The following is a 24,027-nucleotide window of genomic DNA, read 5'->3' as shown; positions in this document are numbered from 1 at the left end:
GTCAAACCCCTTGCCTGAAAAGCGTTTTCCACGTTAGGCAAGGGGAATGACCCGTGCTCCTCGTTACACTGCCACGATCGCCGCGCTGCCCGCCACCGTGCCCTTCACCGGCCCCGAAACGCTGGAACGCGCCTCCGGGCGGGCCTTCGCGGCGCGGCTGGGGGCCAATGAAAGCGTCTTCGGCCCCTCCCCCCGCGTGATCGAGGCAATCGCGGCTGCCGGACCCGAGGCCTGGATGTACGGCGACCCGGAAGGTCACGACCTGCGCACCGCGCTGGCCCGGCACCATACCCTCATGGCCGAGAACATCGTGCTTGGCGCGGGCATCGACGGCCTGCTGGGCACGCTGGTGCGGCTGCTGGTGGCACCCGGCGATCCGATCGTCACTTCGGCCGGGGCTTATCCGACCTTCGCATACCACGTCGCCGCGAATGGCGGCGCGCTGCGGACCGTGCCCTATGCGGGCGACGCCGAGAACCCGGACGCGCTTGTCGCCGCCGCCCGCGAGACCGGGGCGAAACTCGTTTATATCGCCAATCCCGACAACCCGATGGGCAGTTGGCACAGCGCCGCCGTCATGCAGCAGATGATCTCGGCCCTACCCGAGGACTGCATGCTCGCGCTGGACGAGGCCTATATCGACCTTGCTCCGGCGGGGGCCGCGCCGCTGTTCGACGTGGCCGATCCGCGCGTCCTGCGGCTGCGCACTTTTTCCAAGGCGCACGGGCTGGCGGGACTTCGCATCGGCTATGCCATCGGCGCGCCAGCGACGATCCGCATGTTCGACCGCATCCGCGACCATTTCGGGGTTGGACGGCTGGCACAGACAGCCGCGCTTGCAGCGCTGCAGGATGTGGAGTGGCTGCATCAGGTCAAGGCGCATGTCACTGCTTCGCGCGCCGAACTGTCTGACATCGCAAGGAAAAACGGGCTGACGCCGCTGCCCTCCGCGACCAATTTCGTGACGATGGATTGCGGCGGTGACGGCACTTTCGCCCGCGCGGTCCTGGCCGGACTGCTGGCGCGCGGGATCTTCGCGCGGATGCCCTCGGTTCCTCCGTTGGACCGCTGCATCCGCGTCAGTTGTGGCGGGACCGAGGAGAACGCCCTTTTCGCCGCCGCACTTCAGGATACGCTGGCAGAATTGCGCAACACGGATGTGACTTGACGCAAGCGCAGCCTGGCGGCCCAATGGCGCAAAGCCAAGCAGTCTGTCCACGGAGTCTGCCCATGCCGCGATTCGAGCCGTCGGACAGCCGGTCCCCCCTGCCGGGACACGGCCGTCCGGTTGAGAACTATACCAACGCCTTCCTCGTGACCGCCGGTGCGCTGCTGTTCTGCCTGCTCGGGACACTCTGGGCGATCTGGGGCCTGCTTGCGCCGCTGGCCGCTGCTTGGGCGCTCGACCGGGCGATCAGCAGGCTCAGTCGCCGCAGCAGACGCTGACCCGCCCGGCCGGCGTGGTCCCGGCGGCCACGCTGCCAGCCGGACGCGCGGCCTGCGCGATCACCCGTGTCGCTGCGTCCACCCCGCCCGGCGCATGTGGCACGTCCAGCGCGGCCATCCCCGCCTGAAGCGAGGCCAGAACGCCCAGCACCATATGAGGGTTCACATGGCCCATGTGACCGATGCGGAAGAACCCTGCGGCTTCGGGCGTTCCAGGCGCGGCCATACCCAGCCCGATGCCCAGCGTTACCCCGGCCTCGTGTTCCATCCACGAACGCAGTTGCGCCCCATGCGGCGCGGTGCAGCGCAGCGCGGTCACGGCGTGGCTGCGGCTGGCCGGATCGGCGATGTTCAGCGACACTCCGCCCGGCGTATCCCAGGCATCGAACGCGGCCCAGACCGCACGAGCCAGAACCGCATGGCGCGCCAGCGCGGCATCAAGCCCCTCTTCGCGGACCAGCATGTCCAGCGCCTCGCGCAGCGCGAAAAGGTGATGAGTCGGCGCCGTCCCGAAGAAATACTGGTAGAATATGTCGGCCCGCGTGCGCGGCACCCAGTCCCAGTAGGACGTCACGCAATCGGCGCGGGCACGGGCCTCGGCCGCCTTTTCGTTGAAGAACACGAAACCCAGCCCCGGCGGGGTCATCAGCCCCTTCTGGCTGCCGGTCACGACCACGTCCACGCCCCAGTCGTCCATCCGCAGGTCGTCGCAGGCGAGGCAGGCGATGCAGTCCAGCAGCAACAGCGCCGGATGCCCGGCCGCGTCCATCGCGTCTCGGATTGCGGGAACGTTGTTTCGCACGCTGCTGGCGGTGTCCACCTGCACACACAACACCGCACGGATCGCGTGACCTGTATCGGCGCGCAGGCGTTCTTCCACCGCAGACGCGTCCACGCCGCTGCGGGGGCCGAAATCCAGAACCTCGACCACGGCGCCGAACCGTTCCGCGATCGCACCCCAGCCCTTTGCGAAATGCCCGGTGGACAGCACCAGCACCCGGTCGCCGCGCGACAGCACGTTGGACAGCGCCGCCTCCCATGCGCCGTGACCGTTGGCGATATAGATCGCCACCTCGCCGCGGGTGCGCGCCACCGCCTTCAGGTCGGGGAAGATCGTATCGACCATTTCGGGCAGAGCGCCTTCATAGATGTTGGGCGCTGGCCGGTGCATCGCCTGCAGCACGCGGTCGGGCATCACCGACGGGCCGGGAATGGCAAGATAGGGACGTCCGTTTGCAAGCGACATCGGGGAACCTCTGGGAATTCGGCTGACCGGAGCGAGGTAGATCAGCCACGCGCGGCGGTCAACGTGGCCGCCACAGATTGATCGCAGCGGGCGGGAAGGTTACATCCCCCGGACCCTGCCCTTGCAATGGTCTGCCGCCTTGTCGCTCAAGTCCCGTTTCCGCGCCCTCGAACACGCCTTGCGCGACCGCTATGGCCGCAGCATCGACGGCGCGCGCGCGCGGCGCCGGGCGTGGTGGCATTTCCAGTTGCTGGACCACGCATTCCTGCGGATCGTGTGGTGGAACCTGTTCGAGATCGCGCCGGGAGTGTGGCGGTCGAACCAGCCGTCGCCACGCAGGCTGAAACGTTATCACCGCATGGGGATCCGCAGCGTCATCAACCTGCGCGGCGCGGTGCAGCAAAGCCCCTATCTGTTCGAACAGGAGGCATGTGCACGGCTGGGCCTGCATCTGCACAACATCACGCTGAGCGCGCGCAAGCTGGTCCCCCGCGAAAACATCCTCGAACTGATCGCGCTGATGCGGACGGTGGAAAAGCCGTTCGTGCTGCATTGCAAGTCGGGGGCGGATCGGGCCGGCTTCGCATCGGCGCTGTATCTTGCGGTGATCGAAGGCGTGCCGGTGGCACTGGCGCGTCGGCAACTTCATTGGAAATACATGCATCTCGCCTCCACCGACACGGGCGTGCTGGATCATGTCTTCGACGTCTACGAAGCGGAAACGGAAACGCAGCCGATGTCCTTCGAAACCTGGCTGGAAACGCGGTACGACCACGTGGCGCTGACGGAAAGCTGGGACGCGAAGCGCGCCTGACCCTGTCGCGGCACCGTCCGCGTGCCTATATCGACCCGAAAGGAAAAGGACCCGCGATGACCCGATCCCGCCGCATCTTCCGCATTGCCGGGCCCGACCGGATACAGTTCCTGCAGGGCCTTGTCACCAACGACGTGCGCCGCCTGAACGAAGGCGCGGTCTATGCCGCGATGCTGACCCCGCAGGGCAAGCTGCTGGCCGATTTCTTTCTGGTGCCCGATGGCGCGGACGCGATCCTGCTGGACGTGGCCGAACCGCTCGCAGCGGGGCTGTTCAAGCGCCTGTCGATGTACAAGCTGCGCGCCGATGTGACGATCGCGCAGACCGATCTGAAGGTTTCGCGCGGGACGGGCGACGCGCCCGACGGCGCGTTCGCCGATCCACGGCACCAGGCGCTTGGCTGGCGCGCCTATGGTTCCATGCAGACCGGCGACATCGCTCCCGCGGACTGGGACGCGCTGCGCGTGCTGCACATGATCCCGGAAACCGGGATCGAGCTGCTGCCGGACGCGACCTTCATTCTGGAGGCCGGGTTCGAACGGCTGAACGGCGTCGATTTCCGCAAGGGCTGCTATGTCGGGCAGGAAGTCACCGCGAGGATGAAGCACAAGACGGAATTGCGCAAAGGGCTCGCGCGTGTGGCGGTGGACGGCAGCGCGCCGGTGGGCACGGCGATCACCTCGGAAGGAAAGCCGGCCGGGACGCTCTATACCCAATCGGGCGGGGCCGGCATCGCCTATCTGCGCTTCGATCGGGCACAAGGCGACCTTGAAGCGGGCGATGCACGCGTCCGGCTGCCAGAGCCCGCGCAAGGCGCTTGACCGGCGCGCGGGCCGGTTCTAACGCTGCTGTCAGCCACGATGGCGTCGTGGTTCCGCGCACCGCGCGGCTTCCGTAGTCCTGCACGCCGGGACGCCCTGTCCGGGCGTCGCAGCCCGGCCTGTTTCGGGACAATCGCCATGACAAACACCCTTATCCGCCCCGCGACCTTCACCTGCCACAACGGCGAGAAGGGCCCGCTTCCGTTCCCCCGCACGGAATACGACCGCCGCCTTGCCGCCCTGCGCGCCGCGATGGCTGCACGGGACATTCCCGTTGTCCTGCTCACCTCCATGCACAACATCGCGTATTTCAGCGGGTTCCTCTATTGCAGCTTCGGTCGGCCCTATGGCTGTGTCGTCACGCAGGACGCCTGCACCACGGTCAGCGCGAATATCGACGCGGGCCAGCCGTGGCGCCGATCGGTGGGCGACAACGTGATCTACACTGACTGGGCGCGCGACAACTACTGGCGCGCTGTCCGTGACCTTTCGGGCGGGGTGCGGCGAATCGGGATCGAAGGCGATCACCTGACGCTGCTGCAAGCCGGCAAACTGGCAGATTTCCTTGGCGCTCCCGAAACCGTGGATATCGCCGATGCGACGATGGCGATCCGGATGCGCAAGTCGAACGTGGAAATCGCGCTGATCCGCGAGGGCGCGCGCATTGCCGACCTCGGCGGCGCCGCAGTGCGCGAGGCGATCCGCGAAGGCACCCGCGAGATCGACGTGGCGATGGCCGGTCGCGACGCGATGGAGGCCGAAATCGCGCGCGCCCATCCCGACAGCGAACTGCGCGACAGCTGGGTCTGGTTCCAGTCTGGACTGAACACCGATGGCGCACACAACCCGGTGACGACCCGCGCGCTGCAAGGCGGCGACATCCTGAGCCTGAACACCTTCCCGATGATCTCGGGCTATTACACGGCACTGGAACGCACGTTGTTCCTGGGCGAACCAGACGCTGCCTCGTGCAAGGTCTGGGAGGCGAATGTCGCCATCCACGAATTGGGCCTGTCTCTGATCCGCCCCGGCATGACCTGCGCGGGCATCTGCGCGGAGCTGAACGCCGCGCTGACCGACATGGGGCTTCTGCAGTACCGGTCCTTCGGATACGGCCATTCGTTCGGGGTGCTGTCGCACTATTACGGCCGTGAGGCAGGGCTGGAACTTCGCGAGGATATCGACACCGCGCTGGAGCCGGGCATGGTCGTGTCGATGGAACCGATGCTGTGGGTTCCCGAGGGAACGCCCGGCGCGGGCGGTTACCGCGAACATGACATCCTGATCGTCACTGAAGACGGGGCCGAGAACATCACCGGCTTCCCCTACGGCCCGTCGCACAACATCGTTGCGGTCTGACGACGATTCGGCCCCGGATTCGCCTTTAACGGTGTTCCACGACTGGCGAAATCCGGGGTTCATTGCGCAAATACCGTTCATTTGCATCCCCTAGGGCGGTTTTGGCTGAAAATGGTCGCTAACCGGTTGCGCCCACGGGACGCAGGGGTTTTCATAAGACCAACAATAAACGCACAGCAACGGGGAGCCCTTCGTGGCCTATGACCAATCGACAGACGCGTTCGTGGCGTTCGAGCGCGTGCAAAAAAGCTATGATGGTGAAACCCTGGTCGTCAAAGACCTGAACCTCGCGATGCCTAAGGGCGAATTTCTGACGATGCTCGGGCCGTCCGGGTCCGGCAAGACGACCTGCCTGATGATGCTCGCCGGGTTCGAGACGGCCACCCACGGCGAGATCCTGTTGGACGGAAAACCGATCAACAACATCCCGCCGCACAAGCGCGGCATCGGCATGGTCTTCCAGAACTACGCCCTGTTCCCGCACATGACGGTTGCGGAAAACCTGTCCTTCCCGCTGGAAGTGCGCAAGATCGGCAAGTCGGACCGCGAAGCGAAGATCAAGCGCGCGCTCGACATGGTGCAGATGGGAGCCTTCGGCGGCCGCCGCCCGGCGCAGCTTTCGGGCGGACAGCAGCAGCGCATCGCGCTGGCGCGCGCGCTGGTGTTCGAACCCGAACTGGTGCTGATGGACGAACCGCTCGGCGCGCTCGACAAGCAGTTGCGCGAAACGCTGCAGTTCGAGATCACGCGCCTGGCCCACGAACTGGGCATCACAGTGGTCTACGTGACCCATGACCAGACCGAGGCGTTGACGATGTCCGACCGTGTCGCCGTGTTCGACGACGGCCGCATCCAGCAGCTTGCCCCGCCGGACGAGCTTTACGAAAGCCCACAGAACAGCTTCGTTGCGCAGTTCATCGGCGAAAACAACACGCTGGAAGGCGTGGTCAAGAACATCACGGACGGTCTTGCCCATGTGCAGCTCGACAGCGGCGACATCATCGACTGCAAGCCGGTGAACGTTTCCAAGCCGGGCGAGCGCACGAAAGTGTCAATCCGCCCCGAACGGGTCGAGTACAACAAGGACCGCCTGAGCCCCGACGCCCATACGCTGAAGGCGGAAGTTCTGGAATTCATCTACATGGGCGATATCTTCAGGACACGGCTGCGCGTGGCGGGCAATGACGATTTCGTCGTCAAGACCCGGAACGCGCCGGACCAGGTCAGGCTCAAGCCGGGCCAGCAGATCGAGATCGGGTGGTTGCCCGAAGACTGTCGCGCGCTCGACGCCTGACCGCCCTAGACACGACCGACGCGGTTGCACCGCCTGAGGCGCATCCGCCCGGACTTCCGGCGGACCCGGTTCGACCCGTGGCCCGACACGCCGGTCCCAAACAAACACGGGAAAACAGGGGAAGACTGAAATATGAAACTCACCTCCGCTTTCTTGGCAAGCACGGCGCTCGCTGTGGCGTTCAGCCCGGCAGTGGCGCAGGAAATGTCCAATGAGATGACGATCGTCTCCTGGGGCGGCGCCTACCAGCGCAGCCAGCAGGAGGCCTATTCCAAGCCCTACGTCGAAATGCACCCCGAGGTCACGGTGACCTGGGACGAATCCTCGAACGAGGCGGTGGCCAAGCTGCGCGCGATGAACGAGGCCGGCAACATCACCTGGGACCTCGTGGACGTTGTGGCCGCAGACGCCATCCGCCTGTGCGACGAAGGCTTGGCGATGGAATACGACCCGGACGATCTTCTGGCCGAGGCGCCCGACGGCACCTCTGCCGAGGACGATTTCGGCGACCTGATCGTGTCCGACTGCTTCATTCCGCAGATCGTCTACTCCACGACCTTCGGCTATCGTACCGACATGGTGGGCGACACGCCGCCGACCGACGTCTGCGCCGTGTTCGACCTGGAAGCCTATCCGGGCAAGCGCGCACTTGAAAAGCGCCCCATTAACAACATGGAATGGGCGCTGTATTGCGACGGCGTGGCCAAGGATGAAATCTACGACGTGCTGGCGACGCCCGAAGGGCAGGACCAAGCGCTGGCCAAGCTCGACACCATCAAGGACGACGTGATCTGGTGGTCGGCCGGTGCGGACACACCGCAGCTTCTGGCGGACGGCGAAGTCGTGATGGGGTCCACCTACAACGGCCGCCTGTTCAGCGTGATCGTGGAACAGAACCAGCCGGTCGGGATGCTCTGGGACATGCAGGTGTTCGATCTGGACGGGTGGATCATCCCCGAAGGACTGAGCGACGAGGAACTGGCCCGCGTGAAGGACTTCCTGTTCTTCGCCACTGACACCCAGCGCCTTGCGGATCAGGCCAAGTACATCTCTTACGGTCCGGCACGCCAGTCATCGGCGCCGCTGGTCGGCGAGCACGCCGATCTGGGGATCGCCATGGCGCCGCACATGCCGACCGATCCGGATAACGCGAAGAACACCCTGCTCTACAACTACGAGTTCTGGGCAGACTACCGCGATGACATTGACGCGAAGTTCCAGTCCTGGCTGGTTCAGTAACATCGCGCACGAAAAGGGGCCCCAAGGCCCCTTTTCACCGTCCCGCTGGGACACACCGAACAAGAAGAACCGAACGGGGATGACATGGCCGACGCGACACAGACCAATGCGGGGGCATCGGGCCGGGCACCGGACGACGCTTCAGGACAGGCGCAGGACAGCGGCGCCACGGGGCCGGTTCTTGCCGCCGACGGCACGCCACTCAAGGCCAGCCTGAACCGGGCGCTGCGGGCACAGAAACTTCGGGCGCTGGCGCTGATCGCACCGCTGCTGATCTTCGTTCTCGTGACCTTCATCGCACCGATCGTGGACATGCTGTTCCGGTCGGTAGAAAATCAGATCGTGTCGGAAACGCTGCCGCGCACTGTGGCCGAGTTGAGCGACTGGGAGGCGACCAGCAACACGCTGCCGGACGACGCCACTTTCGACGCGCTGTATTACGACCTGTTCCTTGCGTCGGAATACAAGAACCACACGCGCCTCGGCAGCCGCCTGAACTATGAGCAGACCGGCATGTCGTCGATGTTCCGGCGCGTCGGGCGCGACGTCGGCGACTTCGGCGACCTCTACCTCGACCAGTTCGAGGACTTGGACGAACGCTGGGACGAAGCCGAACCATGGGCCGCGCTGATGGCACATCCGGGCTACCTGGAAGACGCGGCCGAATGGCGCGAAAGCCGCGATGCCGACCGGATAGACCCGCGCGACACGCCCGCCCCGCGCTTCCGCCTTGCACCCGGCATCGAGGATCTTCTGCCCAAGACAGCGCAGGCCTACACCCACTACGCGGCCTTTATGCGTACCGAGGAAGAGGAAACCGCCGACGAGGACGAGCCGTGGACGTTGGTTTCGACCATGCTCTATGAAGACCTCATGGCCGCTTCCGCCGCCGATATCGCGGCCTATGACGGGCCAATGGCGGATGCGCTGCAGACCGCTCACGCGGCCGCGCCGGACTTCGAGACGATGACGCGCAAGGCGCAGTTCCTCGAGGCGGACGACGAATGGGGCAACCTCGACAACTGGGCGACAATCAAGGTCTATTCACCGTCCTACACGTCAGGCTACTTCCTGACCGCCGTTGACATGAAGCTGGGCGCCGACGGCATCGTCAGCCAGCCCGAGGACCAGCAGATTTACGGTCTGCTGTTCAAGCGCACGCTGTTCATGTCGATGGTCATAACGATCAGCTGCATCCTTCTGGGATATCCGGTGGCGTGGCTTCTGGCGAACCTGCCGATGCGTTCCGCCAACCTGCTGATGATCCTCGTACTGCTGCCATTCTGGACATCGCTGCTGGTACGCACAAGCGCGTGGAAGGTGATGCTGCAACAGCAGGGCGTGATCAATGACGTGCTCGTCTGGCTGGGCGTGGTCGCAGACGAAAGCCGTCTGATCATGATCAACAACCAGTTCGGTACCATCGTGGCGATGACGCACATCCTGCTGCCCTTCATGATCCTGCCACTCTATTCCGTGATGCAGACAATCCAGCCGTCCTATCTGCGCGCGGCAAAATCGCTGGGGGCAACGCCGTTCACTGCATTCTGGCGGGTCTATTTCCCGCAATCCGTGCCGGGGATCGGCGCAGGATCGATCCTCGTGTTCATTCTTGCCATCGGCTACTACATCACGCCCGAGATCGTGGGCGGCACATCCGGCACGTTCATCTCCAACCGGATCGCCTATCACATATCCAGTTCGCTCAACTGGGGCCTTGCCGCCGCGCTTGGCACGATCCTGCTGGGAGCGGTGCTGATCCTCTACTGGGCCTATGACCGCATCGTCGGCATCGACAACGTCAAACTGGGGGGCTGATTCACATGCCGACCGTTCTACCGCTGAAAAAGCAGCCCTTTTCCTTCGTCGGCCCCGTGTCGGCCGCCGCCGGAGCCTTTGCCGGGCTGTTCGTCGGCACCGCACAGGGTTCAGGCCTTCTGGGCATACTGCTGGGCGGCGCGCTGATGGCCGGGCTGGCCTATGGGCTGATGACCCTTGAATTGCCACGCCGCGCCACGCGTTGGGGCATTGCAGCCGTCTTCGCGCTGATCGGCCTTATGGTCGGCGGCGTGATGGGCCTGATCGTCGGGACCGCCTTCGGGGCTTTCTTCGGCTGGTTCCCGCTGTGGCTGGCCGATGGCCGCTATCGCGCCGGACTGCCGCCCTACCTGACTGCGGGCGAAGTGCTGTGGCACTACGCCTTCCGGGTCATCTGCGGGATGATCTTCTTCTTCCTGATCGCGCCGATCGTGGTGGTGATGCCGCTCAGCTTCAACGCCGAGAACTTCTTCACCTTCACGCCGGAAATGCTGCGTCTCGATCCGGCAGGCTACTCGATGCAGCACTACGAAGACTTCTTCCAGAGCGGCGACTGGCAGGCCGCGCTGCGCAACTCGCTGACGATTGCGCCAGTGGCAACGCTTCTGGCGGTATCTTTCGGCACTCTCGCCGCTATCGGGCTGAGTTCGGAACACGTCCCTTTCCGACAGGCGATCATGGCGATCCTGATCTCGCCGATGATCGTGCCGCTGATCATCTCGGCCGCAGGGATGTATTTCTTCTACAGCCGGATCGGGTTGCAGGGCACCTATCTGGGCGTCGTACTGGCCCATGCCGCGCTTGGCATCCCCTTCGTCATCATCACTGTCACCGCAACGCTGGTGGGCTTTGACCGGTCGCTCACGCGGGCGGCGGCGAACATGGGTGCGAACCCGGTGACGACCTTCTTCCGGGTACAGATGCCGCTGATCCTGCCCGGCGTGATCTCGGGCGGGCTTTTCGCCTTCATCACGTCCTTCGACGAGGTTGTCGTGGTGCTGTTTGTCGGCTCGGCCAGCCAGAAAACGCTGCCATGGCAGATGTTCATTGGCCTGCGCGAACAGATCAGCCCGACCATCCTCGCGGTGGCGACGATCCTGGTATGCTTGTCCATTGCGTTGCTGACGACACTGGAGCTGCTGCGCCGCCGGTCCGAGAAACTGCGCGGCATGTCGCCGGGCTAAAACCGGCGCACGGCCAGACGGCAAGAAAAAAGGGCGGCCCGCACATCGCGGTCCGCCCTTTTCGCATGGTGCAGGGTGACCGCCGTCAGTTCAGGATCGCGCCCACCGCTTCAAGAAGTTCAAGGATTTCGCGCGTCTCTCGGTCGATCCGGAACACCGTGTCGCCGATCCGGTAATAGCTTTCGCCGTTCCCGAGCCGCGGCAGGCCAAGGCGCGCCGGATCGTCAAGGCGGATGCCGTCCGGCGGTAGACGGTCACCGACGCGCAGCGCCTTGCGCACCTGCCCCGGCGGGGCGCAAGGCACCGCCTTCTTGGCCAGTCCGGGCGGGCAGCCCTCGGGCCCCGCGCCCATCGCGGGCAGCCCGGCGGCAAGGGCAAGCGCGGCGGCGGATGCCAGCACTGCGTGTCGGACAAGCGTAGTCAATGGCATGACGGGCCTTTCGGTCAGATTTCAGGCCGACATCCTGCCCGGTCCGGGCCAGATCCGCCACCAGAGCGGAAACTCGCGGCGGGTTTCCGCCAGTCGGCTGTTCGAAGGTGTCAGCCGAAGGTTTCGATCCACCATTCACGGAATTTCTGGCGTCGCCCGCGGAAGCGGTTGCGCGCGCCGTCCACCGCGCCGTCCATCGCCTCGTCCGCGTCCTCGAACCCCTCGGCCACGCGGGCAACGACGGGGTCCACCCGATTGCGCCAGAACCGCTTCAGCATGACCCGCACCAGCACGATCAAAACGACAAGGCCGCCCAGCACGATCATCTTGAACCACGGGATCACCCGGTGATCAGGCCCGTCCACGGCGGTCAGCTTCAGCACGTTGGGGTAGATCGAGAAAAGCTGGCTGCGCCAGCCGTAGAATTCCACCGACACCCATTGCGGGTTGCCCGTGGCCGAGATCAGGTCCGCCGCACGCGCCTGCACGTCGCTGGAATTGAACTTGAAATAGGGCGGCCAGCCCCAGCCGGTATCCTCGTTGCGCAGCACCAGAGGCTTGCCGCCTTCATACACCGCCGAGATGAACTTCACGTCACGGCTTCCGGTGGTCGCGTCGGCCGGTTCGGCCGATCCCCAGAACAGCCCGTTGCTGTTGGCCAGTTCGACCCGGCGCACTTCGCTTTCCACGATGCGCAGCGTCTGGTGGCGCGGCAGCGTGTAATGCAGGAAACCGCCCACGATCAGAACCACGAGGGCCCAGAAAATCCATTTCAAATAGGCCATCATGCCCTCACATCGTATTCGTCATGTAGATATGGACGGCAAGACCCGCCAGCGGAACACCGAATACCGCCGCCGCAAGCCGCCCGCGGATGCGCATAGCATAGGCCCGAACGCCGGCCTTCACAAACGCCTGCCGTTCGCGCGCGCTTGCGCCGGGCTGATACTCCTCGGACAGCCGTTCGCCATGCCGTGCGCACAGGAACGCCAGCAGGCTGGCATAGATCACAGCCAGCGGGATCAGCATGAGAATCATCAGCCGCAGAAACGCCATGCGCAGGTCCTTTCACCAATCAGATGTAGGGCGTGGACCGCGGCGGCGAAAGGCCCTTCGCGTGCGGGCTTGACCGTCGCGGCGCGCGCCCGCAGGCTGCGCGCCATGCAGATCACCACCGGGCCCCGAAACCTGATCACCGACGTGCCCGGCCTCGCGGTCGGCAACGCGGACGAGGCGGGGCTGAAGTCGGGTGTGACCGTGTTGACGGCGCAGGCACCCTTCACCGCGGCCGTGCACGTGATGGGCGGAGCGCCTGGCAGCGTGGAGACGGACCTCTTGGCCCCCGACAAGCTGGTCACGCAGGCCGATGCGCTGGTCCTGTCGGGCGGGTCGGCTTTCGGGCTTGCGGCGGCAGACGGCGTGCGGGCGGGGCTGCGCGCGCGCGGACGCGGCTTCGCGGTGGGTGACCAGAGGGTACCCATCGTACCCGGCGCGATCCTGTTCGACCTTCTGAACGGGGGCGCCAAGAACTGGGATGAAAATCCCTATCGCGCGCTCGGCGCAGCAGCGCTGGACGCGGCCGGACCGGATTTCGCGCTTGGCAGCGCGGGGGCAGGCGCGGGTGCGATGACCGGCACGCTCAAGGGTGGGCTCGGGTCGGCATCGCTGCGCGCCGGGCCGATCACGGTTGGGGCGCTGGTGGCCGTCAACGCGCTGGGGTCGGCGACGGTGGCCACGGGACCGCATTTCTGGGCCGCCCCGTTCGAGATGGACGGCGAATTTGGTGCGCGCGGGCCCTGCCCGGCCCCTCCGCCGCCCGCACTGCCGCGCCTTGCCGCAGGCCCGGGGCAGGCCACCACCATCGCCATCGTCGCTACCGATGCCACGCTCGACCAGGCGCAGGCGACCCGGCTTGCGGTCGCAGCGCATGACGGGCTGGCCCGTGCTCTGGTACCGGCGCACAGCCTGCTGGACGGCGATCTCGTGTTCGCAGCGGCGACCGGCGCGCAACCGCTGCCCGACCCGCTGGAGACCCCATTCCAGCTTGGCCACGCGGCAGCGATCTGCCTTGCGCGGGCCATCGCGCGCGCGGTCTTCCATGCCTGCCCCGCACCGGGCGACCCGAAACCTTGCTGGCAGGAACTGCACGGCGGCTAGGTCACTCAGCCCCCCAGCAGGTCGCCCAGTAGCGCGCTGCCGGGCATGCGCAGCGCATCGATCACATCGAAGTGGTGGCGCCCTTCGGCGATGCGCACCGGACAACCCCAGGCCGTGCCCAGCCAGCGCGCCTGGTCGAGGAAGGCAGGCCGTTCATCGCCGCCGACCCAGACCGTCGCCACGATCCCGGCGCGCGGGCGGCCCAGCACCGGGCTTTCCGCCGCCGCAGCCGAAGGATCGAGCCCAAGTTTCGCGTTCATCGAAGTGCGCAGCAGCGGGCGCAGGTCCGACAGGGGCGAGATCGGCACGACCCGGCGCAGCCGCTCCGCCACCGCCTGATCGAGCGGCGCATCCGCCATTGCCATGCGCGCCACCAGGTGCCCGCCCGCCGAATGGCCCGCCAGCACGACCGGCCCTGCGACCTGCGCCGCCGCCGCTGCCACCGCTCGGCCGATCTGCGCCGTGATCGCGGGAATACTTGCCTCGGGCGCCAACGTATAGGACGGCAGCGCGCAGGCCCAGCCAGCGGCGGTACACCCGGCTGCGAAATGCGACCAGTCCTCGCGCCCGAAACGCAGCCAGTAGCCGCCATGCACGAAGACTGCGAGCCCGGCTGGCCTCCCGGCCGGATAGAACAGGTCGAACCGCTCGCGCGCGGCTTTGCCATAGGGCAGGTTCAGCCGCGCGCGTCCCACCGCCGACTCCACCCCGCGCCAGTCCGCCGCCGCCTCGGCCCAGGCGTCGGGATAGGCGGCGGCGTCCGCGATATGGCCGCTGTTGTCGTAGGCGTCGTCCAGTTCCATTGCGTCGGTTCCCCTGTTCGTGCCGCGCGATGCTGCGCCGACAGGCCGCGCGCTGCAACCCGCCCGAACAACCCCGAATTCATCAAAGCGTCACGAAATCGTTGCACGCTTGTCTTGTGCCGCGCGCAGCTATCAGGCGCTTGTTCAACAGGAGCCTCGAATGAACCGCCTTGCCTGTTTCACCTCCGTGCTCGCGCTCACCGCCGGTGCAGCCGCCGCGCAGGAGATGCACTTCAACCGCATCGCATCCTTCCCCGTCGTGCAGAACATGGCCGAGGGCGAGGACACGTCGCGCACGACCTCGCCCGAGATCATCTCGGCCACCGCCGACGGCATGACGCTGGTCTATTCCGACAGCCCGCTGGGCGTGATCGGAATGATCGACATCACCGATCCCGCCGACCCGCAGCCAATGGGCAACGTGGACGTGTCCGGTGAACCGACCGCCGTGTCCGTTCTGGGCAACACGACCGCCTTCGTTGGCGTCAACACGTCGGAAAGCTATACCGCGCCGTCCGGGCGCCTTGCCGCCATCGACATCGCGTCGCGCAGCGAAGTGGCCTCCTGCGACCTGGGCGGCCAGCCCGACAGCACTGCGATCGCGCCCGACGGCAGCTTCATCACCGTCGCGATCGAAAACGAGCGTGACGAGGATCTCGGCGATGGCGGCCTGCCACAGATGCCGGCCGGTTTCGTCGCAATCATCCCGCTGACCGATGGCGCGATGGACTGCGACGGCATCATCCGCGCCGATGTGACCGGCCTTGCCGACACCGCGCCGGAAGACCCGGAACCCGAATTCGTGGACGTGAACGCCGAAGGCGAGATCGCGGTCACGCTGCAGGAAAACAACCACATCGTCGTTCTGTCTTCGGATGGCACCGTGCTGTCGCATTTTTCGGCAGGATCGGTCGATCTTGACGGGATCGACACGCAGGAGGAAGGCGCGCTGATCTTCGACGAAAGCGCAGAGGGCGTGCTGCGCGAACCCGACGGGCTGCAGTGGATCGATGACACGCATTTCGCCATCGCCAACGAAGGCGACTGGAAAGGCGGGTCGCGCGGCTGGACCATCTTCTCGCAGGACGGCAGCGTCGTCTACGAAAGCGGCACCGACTTCGAACATGCCGTGATCCAGATCGGCCACTATCCGGAAGAACGCTCCGGCAACAAGGGCGTGGAGCCCGAAGGCATGGAAGCGGCCACATTCGGCGGGACGCCCTTCGTGTTCCTGCTGGCCGAACGTGCGTCCGTGATCGGCGTCTACGACGTGACCGACCCGGCCGCGCCGCGCCTGCACCAGCTTCTGCCGTCGGGGATCTCGCCGGAAGGCGCCATCGCGATCCCGCAGCGCAACCTGCTGGCCACCGCGAATGAATTCGACGGCATCGAGGACGGTGCAGCGCGTGCGCATGTCATGATCTTCGAATACCAGGATGCACCCGCCGCCTATCCGCACCTGACAAGCGAAGGCATGGACACGCTGACCGGCTGGGGCGCGAATTCCGGCATGGTTGCAGGCGCGGACGGCATGATCTACGCCGTCAACGACAGCTTCTACGGGATGCAGCCGACGATCTTCGTGATCGATCCGGCACACACCCCGGCGCGCATCGTCAACGCGATCCCGGTCACCCGCGAAGGGGCCCCGGCGCAAAAGTTGGACATGGAGGGCATCGCGCTGGACGGCGAAGGCGGGTTTTGGGTCGCCTCGGAAGGGCGCACCGACCGCGTGGTTCCGCACGCGCTTTACCATATCGGCCCGGATGGCAGCATCGAGGACGAGATCGGCCTGCCCGCCGAACTGATGGCCGTCGAACGCCGCTTCGGCTTCGAAGGCGTCACGCTGGTCGATGGCACGCTGTGGATGGCCGTGCAGCGCGAATGGGGGGACGATCCCAAGAACCACGTAAAGCTCGTCTCCTACAACATCGAGAGCGGCGAATGGGGCGCGGTTCATTACCCCAAGGCGGAACCGGCGACCGGCTGGGTCGGCCTGTCCGAGATCACCTATCACGACGGGTTCTTCTACATCGTGGAACGCGACAACCAGCACGGCACCGCGGCTGTCACCAAGAAGGTCTATCGCGTCGCCGCCGACCAGATGCAGCCTGCAGACCTTGGCGGCACCCTGCCCGTGGTCGAAAAGGAAGAAGTCCGTGACCTGCTGGGCGATCTGACCTCGACCGGGGGGTACGTGCTCGACAAGGTCGAAGGCCTTGCCATCATGCCCGATGGTACCGCATGGATCTCCACCGACAATGACGGCGTGGACGACCATTCCGGCGAAACGATGTTCTTCAGCATCGGCAGCGTCGACGGCTGACCCGCGCATCGCGCACCAGCCAGTGAATGGCCCCCGCCGGGTACCACCGGCGGGGGCTTTTTCATGAAATCATACCGCGCCGAACAGGCTGCCCAGCACGATCACCGAGATCAGCGCCACGACCGGGATCAGCACCGCGACGACGAACAGGTCGGGATAGCTCTTGCGGTGCGTCAGCCCGGTGATCGCCAGCAGCGTGATGACCGCGCCGTTATGCGGCAGGCAGTCGAACCCGCCCGATGCGATGGCGGCGACCCGGTGCAGCAGTTCAGGGTTCAGATCGGCCTGCTCGGCCAGCGTGACATAGGTGCTGCCCAGAGATTCCAGCGCGATCGACAACCCGCCCGAGGCCGATCCGGTGATCCCCGCCAGCACGTTCACGGCAATGGCCAGCGACACCAGCGGCGTGTCCGGCATGATGCCGGTGACCGCATCACGGATCGTGGCGAAGGCGGCAAGGCTGGCGATCACCGTGCCGTATCCGACTTCGGACGCGGTGTTGAAGATCGGCAGGAACGACCCGGTGACGCCATCGGTCAGCGTTCGGTTCAGCTTGCCATCGAAGGCGCGCCAGTTGACCGCCACCAGCACGACATTGGCCGCGAACAGCGCCGCAATGATGGACCAGATGCCCCGCACGTCGTCCAGGGTGACCTCGCCGTATTCGGCCGTCGCAAGATACGAGGTGTCGAGCGCGGGAAGCACGAAACGCGAAAGCGCGAAGTTAAGTCCGATGACAACGACGATCGGCAGGAAGGCCAGCAACACGGCTGTGGGCGGCATCGCCGCAGGCAGGTCAGGGGCGTGGGCGTAGTCGTCGTCCTCTCCATAGCCATCACCGGCGGCCATCGCCCGGCGGATCCGCAGGTTCAGCCAGGCCGTGCCGCCTGTGAACATGATCGCTGCCGCAACAAGGCCCAGAAGCGGCGCGGCAAAGGCATCGGTCCCGAAAAAGGGCGCGGGAATGGCGTTCTGGATCGCGGGCGTGCCGGGCAGCGCCGTCATGGTGAAGGTGAACGATCCGAGCGCAATGGCCGCCGGGATGAACCGCTTGGGGTTGCCCGCCCGCGCAAACAGCGACGCCGCGATGGGATACACCGCGAAGGCCACCACGAACAACGAAACGCCACCATAGGTCAGTACGGCGCAGGCCAACACGACCGCCAGCGCGGCCTGCCCCTGCCCGACTCGCGAAACGATCCATTCAGCGATGATACGGGCGCTGCCCGACACCTCCATCAGCTTGCCGAAGATCGCGCCCAGCAGGAACAGCGGGAAAAACTTGATGACGTAGCCGCCAAGGGCCTCCATGAAGATCTGGGTATAGGTGGCCAGCAACGGGGCGCCGCCCGACAGCGCCGCTGCCAGAAGCGACAGCACCGGCGCGAGGATCAGCACGCTGACCCCGCGGTAGGCGAGATACATCAGAAGAAATAGCGAAATGACGATGCCTAGCATGGCGGTCTCCGTCCTCGATCAGGGTGATACCGCTATGAAAGCTTGCCAGCGCTCCTGCAACCAATGGGCGTACCGCGCACGCAAAAACCCGCGCAGTCGCCTGCGCGGGTCAATGTCGTGCCTGTCTGACGGCCGCGTCAGACGGTACGGGTTTCGCTGGTGTCCACGTCTACCGTGTTGCCAGTGCCGCCGCTGATCGCGATGCGGCGCGGCTTCAGGGCTTCGGGCACCTCGCGCACGAGGTCAATGTGCAGCATCCCGTCCGCGTGGCTTGCGGCGGTGACGCGCACGTGGTCAGCGAGGTGGAAGCGGCGCTCGAAAGCGCGCGTGGCGATGCCGCGGTGCAGGTAGACGCGCTGCCCGGTTTCGGGCGCCTTGCGGCCGGTCACGATCAAGGCGTGTTCCCGAACCTCGACGGTCAGTTCGTCCTCACCGAAGCCGGCGACGGCAATCGATATCCGCCAGCCGTCATCAGCCGTCTTCTCGATGTTATAGGGGGGATAGCTGGGGGTCTGCACGTCCGAGGCCAGAACGCGGTCCATAAGGTCGGCAACCTGGTCGAACCCGACCGTGGCACGATAGAGCGGGGCAAGATCGAAATTACGCATGGGTCATCCTCCATTGAGCGATAACAGACGCGGCTTCCGGACTGGACAGCCGCCTGGGAAAAGCCGGGCCCCGTCAGGCGACCCGGTAGGAGGCATGTGGGAAATGCACGCCGGGAATCAAGGGGCGGCGGGGCGACCTCCGATCGCCATGACCGGCAGCGCCGCTTCCACGGGCAGTGCTTCGCCGCCCATGCTGCGCGCGAGGCGCCCGATCTCGTGAACCGGCGCTTCCACCGCGAGGACCGCACCCACGGGCAGCGGCACGCGCCGTTCCGCCACGATCGACGAAGCGACGGCGACCGCGACCCACTGCCCGCCGATCCGCTGCAGCAGCGGTGCGCCCGACACGCCGGGAATGCCTTCGCAGGTGGTCAGCACCACAGATCCCTGCCGTTTGTCCAGACGGCATCCATGCTGTGCCGAAAGGATCTGAGCCCGGTCCAGCCCGTAAGACAGCAACGAGAAATGCGCTGCGGGATCGATCCCGCCCCGAACCAGCGGGATCGGCGCGATCTCGGACGGCATAGGGCGGGACAACTGCACAAGGCCCACGTCGCGCGCCACCAGCTTGCGCCCCGGCACGTAGCCCGGCATGACCACCAGCCGGGCCCCGCGCCCGTGCGCAGCATAGGTGCCGATCCGGAACCCCGGCAGGAAATGCACCTTGTCGGCGGAAACGGTGCGCCCCGTGCGGCGGTCCATCAGGCAATGGGCTGCGGTCAGCACCAGGTCCGGCGCGACAAGCGTTCCGGTGCAGAAACCCTGCCCCGTGATATTCAGCCGCCCCACCGCTGTCCATTCGGCCTGCTCATCGGCGCTCGCCATGGCGCGCGGCGTCGCAAAAGCAGGCAGACCCGCGCACAGCAGTGCCATGACAAGCCCGGCAATGCGGGCGCGCAAAAAGGCGATTCCGGGTCTCATCCCGTAAGTTATGGCACAGTAAAAGGCGGCTGTCCTCGGCCCCTGTTCAGTTTACCTTAACACCTTCCGGGCGCGGACCGCCGGTCGCCCAATCGATAAGCTGAACGGTGTGAATAACGGGCACTTCGGTGCCCGATCCGATCTGCATCATGCAGCCGATATTGCCGGCCGCGATCACGTCCGGCGCCGTGGCCTCAAGCGTCGCAACCTTGCGCTCGCGCAACTTGCCGCTGATCTCGGGCTGTAGCAGGTTGTAGGTTCCGGCCGATCCACAGCACAGATGCGGATCCTTGGGTTCGACAACGGTGAAACCCGCGCGTTTCAGCAGGTCCTTTGGCGCAGTCTTGATTTTCTGCCCATGCTGCAGCGAACAGGCGGCATGGTATCCGACCTTCAGCGGTGCCGGGGCCGACATGCCCGAAAGTTCAAGCGTGGCGAGGAACTCGGTCACGTCGCGGGCCAACGCGGACACTGTTGCGGCATCGTCGGCCAACTTATCGTTGCGCAGCATGTGGCCGTAATCCTTCACCGTCGTGCCGCAGCCCGAGGTGTTGATGATGATCGCATCCAGCCCGCCGGTCCGGGCTTCAGCCATCCAGGCGCGGATGTTGCGTTTGGCGGCCGCGTGGCTGTCGTGCTCCTTGCCCATGTGATGCACCAGAGCGCCACAGCAGCCCATGCCGCGCACGATCACGACTTCCACTCCGGCGCGGGTCAGCACCCGGATCGTGGCATCGTTGATTTCGGTGTTCAGGGCGCGTTGCGCACAGCCGGTCATCAGCGCGACCCGCGCGACGCGCCGCCCCTGCGCCGGGAAGGTCTGCGGGTCGTCGTTGCGGCTGACCGGCGGCACGTGCTTGGGGGCCATGTCCAACATCGCCCGCAGACGCGGATCCGGCAGCAGCCCCCGGAACGGACGCGCGATCTTGGCACCCAGCAGCGCCACGCGGAACCGCATCGGGTAGGGCAGGACGCGCGCCAGCACCCAGCGCAGCGCGCGGTCGTGCCAAGGCCGCGTATAGGTCTTTTCGATATAGGCGCGGGCCTCATCCACAAGGTGCATGTAGTGTACGCCCGAAGGGCATGTCGTCATGCAGGCGAGGCAGGACAGGCAGCGGTCGATATGCTTGACCGTCTTCGCGTCGGCGGGCCTGCCGCTTTCCAGCATTTCCTTGATCAGGTAGATGCGCCCGCGCGGGCTGTCCAACTCGTCGCCCAACACCTGATAGGTCGGGCAGGTCGCCGTGCAGAAGCCGCAATGCACGCAGGCGCGCAGAACCTCGTTCGCCCGCGCGATGCCAGGATCGGCCAGTTGGGCCGCGGTGAAATTGGTTTGCATGGGTGCGTCTCAGTCCATCAGGCCGGGGTTCAGGATGCCGCGCGGGTCGAAGCGGTGGCGCAGGTCCGCGCTCAGCCGCGCGACGGGAGCGGGTTCGGGCGGGAACGAGGGGATCCGCGTGCGCGTGGCCTCGGATGCCCGCACCAGGGTCGCATGTCCCTTGAAAGGGCCGATCTTCGCGCGCACGTCTTCCCCCTCGGGCACCAGCAGCCAGACCCTGCCGCCGCCCCAGTCGTATTGCGCGCGGGCGCCCGGCAGCCGCGCCACCAGCCCCGGCGCATCGCCCGGCACGGTGGACAGATGCCACACATCGCCGGGCGCGCCCGCGAAGCCGCGCACGTCGCGCAGATCGGCCCAGTCCGCAGCAGCGCGCGCGGGGTCCGCTTCCAATTCAAAGGAACCGAATTCGGCCAGCGCCGCGCGAAGTTGCCCCGCACGGTAGGACACCGACTGCTCGAACCCTTCTATCCGGATCATGGTCACGGGCGCACCATCCGCGCCCAGTTGCAGATGCGCCGCTCCGGTCACCTCGAACGGGGTGGCAAGCGCGGCGGTGAGCGCGCGTATGGCGGCCGCGTCGTCAAGGCCACCGCACCGCAGCACGGCGACCGTTTCGGGGCATGGCAGCAGCTTGAACGAAACCTCGGTCAGCACACCGAGCGTGCCCCAACTGCCCGCCATCAGCTTCACGAGATCGTATCCCGTAACGTTCTTCATCACCCGACCGCCATTGGACACCGCGCGCCCGGTGCCGTCCACGAAGCGCACCCCGATCAGGCTGTCCCGGCAGGCCCCGCGCAACATGCGCACCGGTCCGGAGGCATTGGCCGCCACCATCCCGCCCAGGGTCGGCGCGCCGTCCGTTCCCAGAAGCGCGCGGTGGTCCATCGGTTCGAACGGCAGGCGCTGATGCTCACCCGCGAGCGCGGCTTCGACCTCGGCCAGCGGTGTCCCTGCACCGGCCACCAGCGTCAGCGCCCCCGGCTCGTACAGCCGGATGCCCGACAGCCCGGCGGTGGACAGGACTTGCCCGGCCACGGGCCGACCCACAGGGCGCGTGCCGCCGCCGATTATCCGCAGCGGCCCTTCGGCCTGCGCCACGGCCGCGGCAAGCGCCGCCTCGTCCATCGGTCGCAGGTCTGCCGCCGGATCGGCGCGCAGTTTCACATCGGCCATCGCGGCCCCCTGATCTTCTGGTCGAAAGTTCCGGCACGGGTTCCGGAGGGAGGGCAGGCTACCGGCCCGTCCGGCCACCTGGTCATGCTGCCCGGTCCCGGCGCGCCGCACTGACCGACAGAGGAAACACCTTGGATGGATTCAGCAGCCAGCCCGGATCAAAAACGTCCTTGACCTGCATCTGCGCCTCCAGATCGGACGGGGCGAACTGCGTGCTCATCAGTTCACGCTTCTCCACGCCAACGCCATGCTCTCCGGTCAGGCATCCCCCGACCTCCACACACAGACGCAAGATATCCTCGCCCATGCCCTCCGCCAGCGCCAGATCGCCCTCCTTGTTCGCGTCGAACAGGATCAGCGGGTGCATGTTGCCGTCCCCGGCATGGAACACATTGGCCACGCCAAGCCCGTATTCCTGCGCCAATTCGCCGATCCGTCGCAGGACATGCGGCAGCGCGCTGACCGGGATCGTGCCATCGAGGCAAATATAGTCACCCATCTGCCCCATCGCGCCGAAGGCCGACTTGCGACCATGCCAGATCGCGGCGCTTTCCTCGGCCGACCGGCTTTCGCGCATCTCCACCGGGTCGTGCTGCGCGGCGATGGCCATGATCAGCCCCAACTGGTGATCTATCTCGGCCTCCGAGCCCTCGACCTCCACGATCAACAGCGCTTCGCAGATCGGGTAGCCGGCGCCGGTGAAATTCTCGCACGCGGTGATGCAAGGTCGGTCCATGAATTCGATCGCGACGGGCAGCACGCCCGCCTTGATGATGTCCGCAACACAGGCCCCCGCCACTTCGGCGCTGTCGAAGCCCATCAGCACGGGGCGCGCGCCCTCTGGCTTGGGCAGAATGCGCAGCGTCGCCTCGGTCACCACACCCAGCTGACCTTCGGAGCCGCAGACCAGCCCAAGCAGGTCAAGCCCGCCCGGATCGCAGAACGGCCCGCCCAGTTCGATCACCTCACCGTCCATAAGGACCATCGTGACGCCCAGCAGGTTGTTGGTGGTCACACCGTATTTCAGGCAATGCGCCCCGCCCGAATTCATCGCGATGTTGCCCGCGATGGCGCAGGCCAGTTGCGAGGACGGGTCTGGCGCGTAGAAGAAACCGCGTTCCTCCACCGCCTGCGTCACGCTCAGGTTCGTACGGCCCGACTGCACCCGGATGAAGCGGTTGTCATAGTCCGTTTCCAAAACGTCGTTGAGCCGCGCCACGCCCAGAACGATACTGTCGGCGGTGGGCAGGGCGCCGCCCGCAAGCGACGTTCCCGACCCGCGCGGGACGACCGGCACCCCAGCAGCATGACAGATCCGAAGCACGGCCGACACCTCTTCGGTGGTGCGCGGCAGCACCACCGCCAGCGGCGGGCAGGTATAGGCTGCCAGTCCGTCGCATTCATAGGCACGGGTTTCGGCAATATCGTCGATCACGGCGTCGCCCGGAAGGGCAGCGCGCAGGGACGCGACCAAAGCGGACTTGCCCGCGATCACTAGATCGTTCGGTTTCGGCATCTGCATCGCCACCCCTCCCAATTGGTAATTTGATATAACCAATTTTGACCTATGGCAAGCCTCCATTTACCG

Annotated in this window: 22 protein-coding genes; 11 read left to right on the top strand and 11 right to left on the bottom strand. The window is 66.0% G+C overall.

The genetic code is table 11. The annotated features are described in order from the left end of the window. Positions 1–46 precede the first annotated feature (46 nt). A complete protein-coding gene (locus tag DKT77_RS04040) occupies positions 47–1,168 on the top strand; it encodes a pyridoxal phosphate-dependent aminotransferase (RefSeq protein WP_109810451.1) in 1,122 nt (373 codons plus the stop codon). A gap of 62 nt (positions 1,169–1,230) precedes the next feature. Continuing rightward, the gene (locus tag DKT77_RS04035) at positions 1,231–1,446 is read left to right on the top strand and encodes a hypothetical protein (RefSeq protein ID WP_109810450.1); all 216 of its coding nucleotides are present in this window, start codon (positions 1,231–1,233) and stop codon (positions 1,444–1,446) included. Here DKT77_RS04035 and DKT77_RS04030 read toward each other — a convergent pair. After that, complete coding sequence (locus tag DKT77_RS04030; protein ID WP_109810449.1) at positions 1,424–2,692, bottom strand: pyridoxal-phosphate-dependent aminotransferase family protein; 1,269 nt, start codon at positions 2,690–2,692, stop codon at positions 1,424–1,426. The genes DKT77_RS04035 and DKT77_RS04030 overlap by 23 nt on opposite strands. Before the next feature lie 121 nt (positions 2,693–2,813). Between DKT77_RS04030 and DKT77_RS04025 the strand changes: the two genes are divergently transcribed. The 7 genes from DKT77_RS04025 (at position 2,814) to DKT77_RS03995 (ending at position 11,221) form a co-directional block, all read left to right on the top strand. Continuing rightward, the gene (locus DKT77_RS04025) at positions 2,814–3,506 is read left to right on the top strand and encodes a tyrosine-protein phosphatase (RefSeq protein WP_109810448.1); all 693 of its coding nucleotides are present in this window, start codon (positions 2,814–2,816) and stop codon (positions 3,504–3,506) included. 56 nt (positions 3,507–3,562) lie between these two features. After that, a complete protein-coding gene (gene ygfZ, locus DKT77_RS04020) occupies positions 3,563–4,327 on the top strand; it encodes a CAF17-like 4Fe-4S cluster assembly/insertion protein YgfZ (RefSeq protein WP_109810447.1) in 765 nt (254 codons plus the stop codon). Between the two features lie 138 nt (positions 4,328–4,465). Beyond that, positions 4,466–5,686 (top strand): M24 family metallopeptidase, encoded by a 1,221-nt coding sequence (locus tag DKT77_RS04015; protein ID WP_109810446.1) that lies wholly within the window; start codon positions 4,466–4,468, stop codon positions 5,684–5,686. Between the two features lie 193 nt (positions 5,687–5,879). Continuing rightward, positions 5,880–6,980 (top strand): ABC transporter ATP-binding protein, encoded by a 1,101-nt coding sequence (locus tag DKT77_RS04010; RefSeq protein ID WP_109810445.1) that lies wholly within the window; start codon positions 5,880–5,882, stop codon positions 6,978–6,980. 132 nt (positions 6,981–7,112) lie between these two features. Then, a complete protein-coding gene (locus DKT77_RS04005) occupies positions 7,113–8,219 on the top strand; it encodes an extracellular solute-binding protein (protein WP_109810444.1) in 1,107 nt (368 codons plus the stop codon). 84 nt (positions 8,220–8,303) lie between these two features. Further along, positions 8,304–10,037, top strand: coding sequence for an ABC transporter permease (locus DKT77_RS04000; protein ID WP_109810443.1), 1,734 nt, complete (start codon positions 8,304–8,306; stop codon positions 10,035–10,037). A gap of 5 nt (positions 10,038–10,042) precedes the next feature. Beyond that, the gene (locus DKT77_RS03995) at positions 10,043–11,221 is read left to right on the top strand and encodes an ABC transporter permease (RefSeq protein ID WP_109810442.1); all 1,179 of its coding nucleotides are present in this window, start codon (positions 10,043–10,045) and stop codon (positions 11,219–11,221) included. Between the two features lie 85 nt (positions 11,222–11,306). On the opposite strand, the gene DKT77_RS03990 is transcribed toward DKT77_RS03995, so the two are convergent. The 3 genes from DKT77_RS03990 to DKT77_RS03980 form a co-directional block, all read right to left on the bottom strand. Further along, positions 11,307–11,645, bottom strand: a complete 339-nt coding sequence (locus DKT77_RS03990) for an excinuclease ABC subunit A (protein ID WP_238547672.1) — start codon at positions 11,643–11,645, stop codon at positions 11,307–11,309. Between the two features lie 116 nt (positions 11,646–11,761). Then, on the bottom strand, positions 11,762–12,439 hold the full coding sequence (locus DKT77_RS03985; protein ID WP_109810441.1) for a DUF1523 family protein: 678 nt from the start codon (positions 12,437–12,439) through the stop codon (positions 11,762–11,764). A 4-nt stretch (positions 12,440–12,443) separates the two neighbouring features. Further along, positions 12,444–12,707 carry a hypothetical protein gene (locus tag DKT77_RS03980; RefSeq protein WP_109810440.1) on the bottom strand — a complete coding sequence of 88 codons (264 nt, stop codon included), beginning with the start codon at positions 12,705–12,707 and terminating at the stop codon, positions 12,444–12,446. A 105-nt stretch (positions 12,708–12,812) separates the two neighbouring features. On the opposite strand from DKT77_RS03980, the gene DKT77_RS03975 reads away from it, so the two are divergent. Then, on the top strand, positions 12,813–13,808 hold the full coding sequence (locus DKT77_RS03975; protein WP_420798289.1) for a P1 family peptidase: 996 nt from the start codon (positions 12,813–12,815) through the stop codon (positions 13,806–13,808). A 5-nt stretch (positions 13,809–13,813) separates the two neighbouring features. Here DKT77_RS03975 and DKT77_RS03970 read toward each other — a convergent pair whose 3' ends face one another. Next, positions 13,814–14,611 (bottom strand): alpha/beta hydrolase, encoded by a 798-nt coding sequence (locus tag DKT77_RS03970; RefSeq protein ID WP_109810439.1) that lies wholly within the window; start codon positions 14,609–14,611, stop codon positions 13,814–13,816. 160 nt (positions 14,612–14,771) lie between these two features. On the opposite strand from DKT77_RS03970, the gene DKT77_RS03965 reads away from it, so the two are divergent. Continuing rightward, positions 14,772–16,937: an esterase-like activity of phytase family protein gene (locus DKT77_RS03965; RefSeq protein ID WP_109810438.1), complete on the top strand. Its 2,166-nt coding sequence runs from the start codon at positions 14,772–14,774 to the stop codon at positions 16,935–16,937. Positions 16,938–17,006: 69 nt separating this feature from the next. On the opposite strand, the gene DKT77_RS03960 is transcribed toward DKT77_RS03965, so the two are convergent. The 6 genes from DKT77_RS03960 to DKT77_RS03935 form a co-directional block, all read right to left on the bottom strand. Further along, positions 17,007–18,395, bottom strand: coding sequence for a GntP family permease (locus tag DKT77_RS03960; protein WP_109810437.1), 1,389 nt, complete (start codon positions 18,393–18,395; stop codon positions 17,007–17,009). Positions 18,396–18,532: 137 nt separating this feature from the next. After that, positions 18,533–19,003, bottom strand: a complete 471-nt coding sequence (locus DKT77_RS03955) for an Hsp20 family protein (RefSeq protein WP_109810436.1) — start codon at positions 19,001–19,003, stop codon at positions 18,533–18,535. Between the two features lie 117 nt (positions 19,004–19,120). Beyond that, on the bottom strand, positions 19,121–19,876 hold the full coding sequence (locus DKT77_RS03950) for a trypsin-like serine peptidase (RefSeq protein ID WP_238547671.1): 756 nt from the start codon (positions 19,874–19,876) through the stop codon (positions 19,121–19,123). 94 nt (positions 19,877–19,970) lie between these two features. Continuing rightward, entirely contained in the window at positions 19,971–21,263 is a 1,293-nt protein-coding gene (gene glcF / locus DKT77_RS03945; RefSeq protein WP_109810434.1) for a glycolate oxidase subunit GlcF, read from the bottom strand. Between the two features lie 9 nt (positions 21,264–21,272). Then, complete coding sequence (locus DKT77_RS03940) at positions 21,273–22,400, bottom strand: FAD-binding protein (RefSeq protein WP_109810532.1); 1,128 nt, start codon at positions 22,398–22,400, stop codon at positions 21,273–21,275. Between the two features lie 121 nt (positions 22,401–22,521). Beyond that, on the bottom strand, positions 22,522–23,961 hold the full coding sequence (locus DKT77_RS03935) for an FAD-linked oxidase C-terminal domain-containing protein (RefSeq protein ID WP_109810433.1): 1,440 nt from the start codon (positions 23,959–23,961) through the stop codon (positions 22,522–22,524). Positions 23,962–24,027 lie beyond the last annotated feature (66 nt).

It is taken from the genome of Meridianimarinicoccus roseus, assembly GCF_003172915.1.
GTDB classification, from domain to species: Bacteria; Pseudomonadota; Alphaproteobacteria; order Rhodobacterales; family Rhodobacteraceae; genus Meridianimarinicoccus; species Meridianimarinicoccus roseus.
This window is presented reverse-complemented; position numbering and strand designations above follow the sequence as displayed.

Bases quoted from the DNA above. Each gene is read 5' to 3' on its own strand.
- DKT77_RS04040 (WP_109810451.1), top strand. From the start codon at position 47: ATGACCCGTGCTCCTCGTTACACTGCCACGATCGCCGCGCTGCCCGCC.
- DKT77_RS04035 (WP_109810450.1), top strand. From the start codon at position 1,231: ATGCCGCGATTCGAGCCGTCGGACAGCCGGTCCCCCCTGCCGGGACAC.
- DKT77_RS04030 (WP_109810449.1), bottom strand. From the start codon at position 2,692: ATGTCGCTTGCAAACGGACGTCCCTATCTTGCCATTCCCGGCCCGTCG.
- ygfZ (WP_109810447.1), top strand. From the start codon at position 3,563: ATGACCCGATCCCGCCGCATCTTCCGCATTGCCGGGCCCGACCGGATA.
- DKT77_RS04015 (WP_109810446.1), top strand. From the start codon at position 4,466: ATGACAAACACCCTTATCCGCCCCGCGACCTTCACCTGCCACAACGGC.
- DKT77_RS04005 (WP_109810444.1), top strand. From the start codon at position 7,113: ATGAAACTCACCTCCGCTTTCTTGGCAAGCACGGCGCTCGCTGTGGCG.
- DKT77_RS04000 (WP_109810443.1), top strand. From the start codon at position 8,304: ATGGCCGACGCGACACAGACCAATGCGGGGGCATCGGGCCGGGCACCG.
- DKT77_RS03995 (WP_109810442.1), top strand. From the start codon at position 10,043: ATGCCGACCGTTCTACCGCTGAAAAAGCAGCCCTTTTCCTTCGTCGGC.
- DKT77_RS03985 (WP_109810441.1), bottom strand. From the start codon at position 12,439: ATGATGGCCTATTTGAAATGGATTTTCTGGGCCCTCGTGGTTCTGATC.
- DKT77_RS03980 (WP_109810440.1), bottom strand. From the start codon at position 12,707: ATGGCGTTTCTGCGGCTGATGATTCTCATGCTGATCCCGCTGGCTGTG.
- DKT77_RS03975 (WP_420798289.1), top strand. From the start codon at position 12,813: ATGCAGATCACCACCGGGCCCCGAAACCTGATCACCGACGTGCCCGGC.
- DKT77_RS03970 (WP_109810439.1), bottom strand. From the start codon at position 14,611: ATGGAACTGGACGACGCCTACGACAACAGCGGCCATATCGCGGACGCC.
- DKT77_RS03965 (WP_109810438.1), top strand. From the start codon at position 14,772: ATGAACCGCCTTGCCTGTTTCACCTCCGTGCTCGCGCTCACCGCCGGT.
- DKT77_RS03960 (WP_109810437.1), bottom strand. From the start codon at position 18,395: ATGCTAGGCATCGTCATTTCGCTATTTCTTCTGATGTATCTCGCCTAC.
- DKT77_RS03955 (WP_109810436.1), bottom strand. From the start codon at position 19,003: ATGCGTAATTTCGATCTTGCCCCGCTCTATCGTGCCACGGTCGGGTTC.
- DKT77_RS03950 (WP_238547671.1), bottom strand. From the start codon at position 19,876: ATGGCACTGCTGTGCGCGGGTCTGCCTGCTTTTGCGACGCCGCGCGCC.
- glcF (WP_109810434.1), bottom strand. From the start codon at position 21,263: ATGCAAACCAATTTCACCGCGGCCCAACTGGCCGATCCTGGCATCGCG.
- DKT77_RS03935 (WP_109810433.1), bottom strand. From the start codon at position 23,961: ATGCAGATGCCGAAACCGAACGATCTAGTGATCGCGGGCAAGTCCGCT.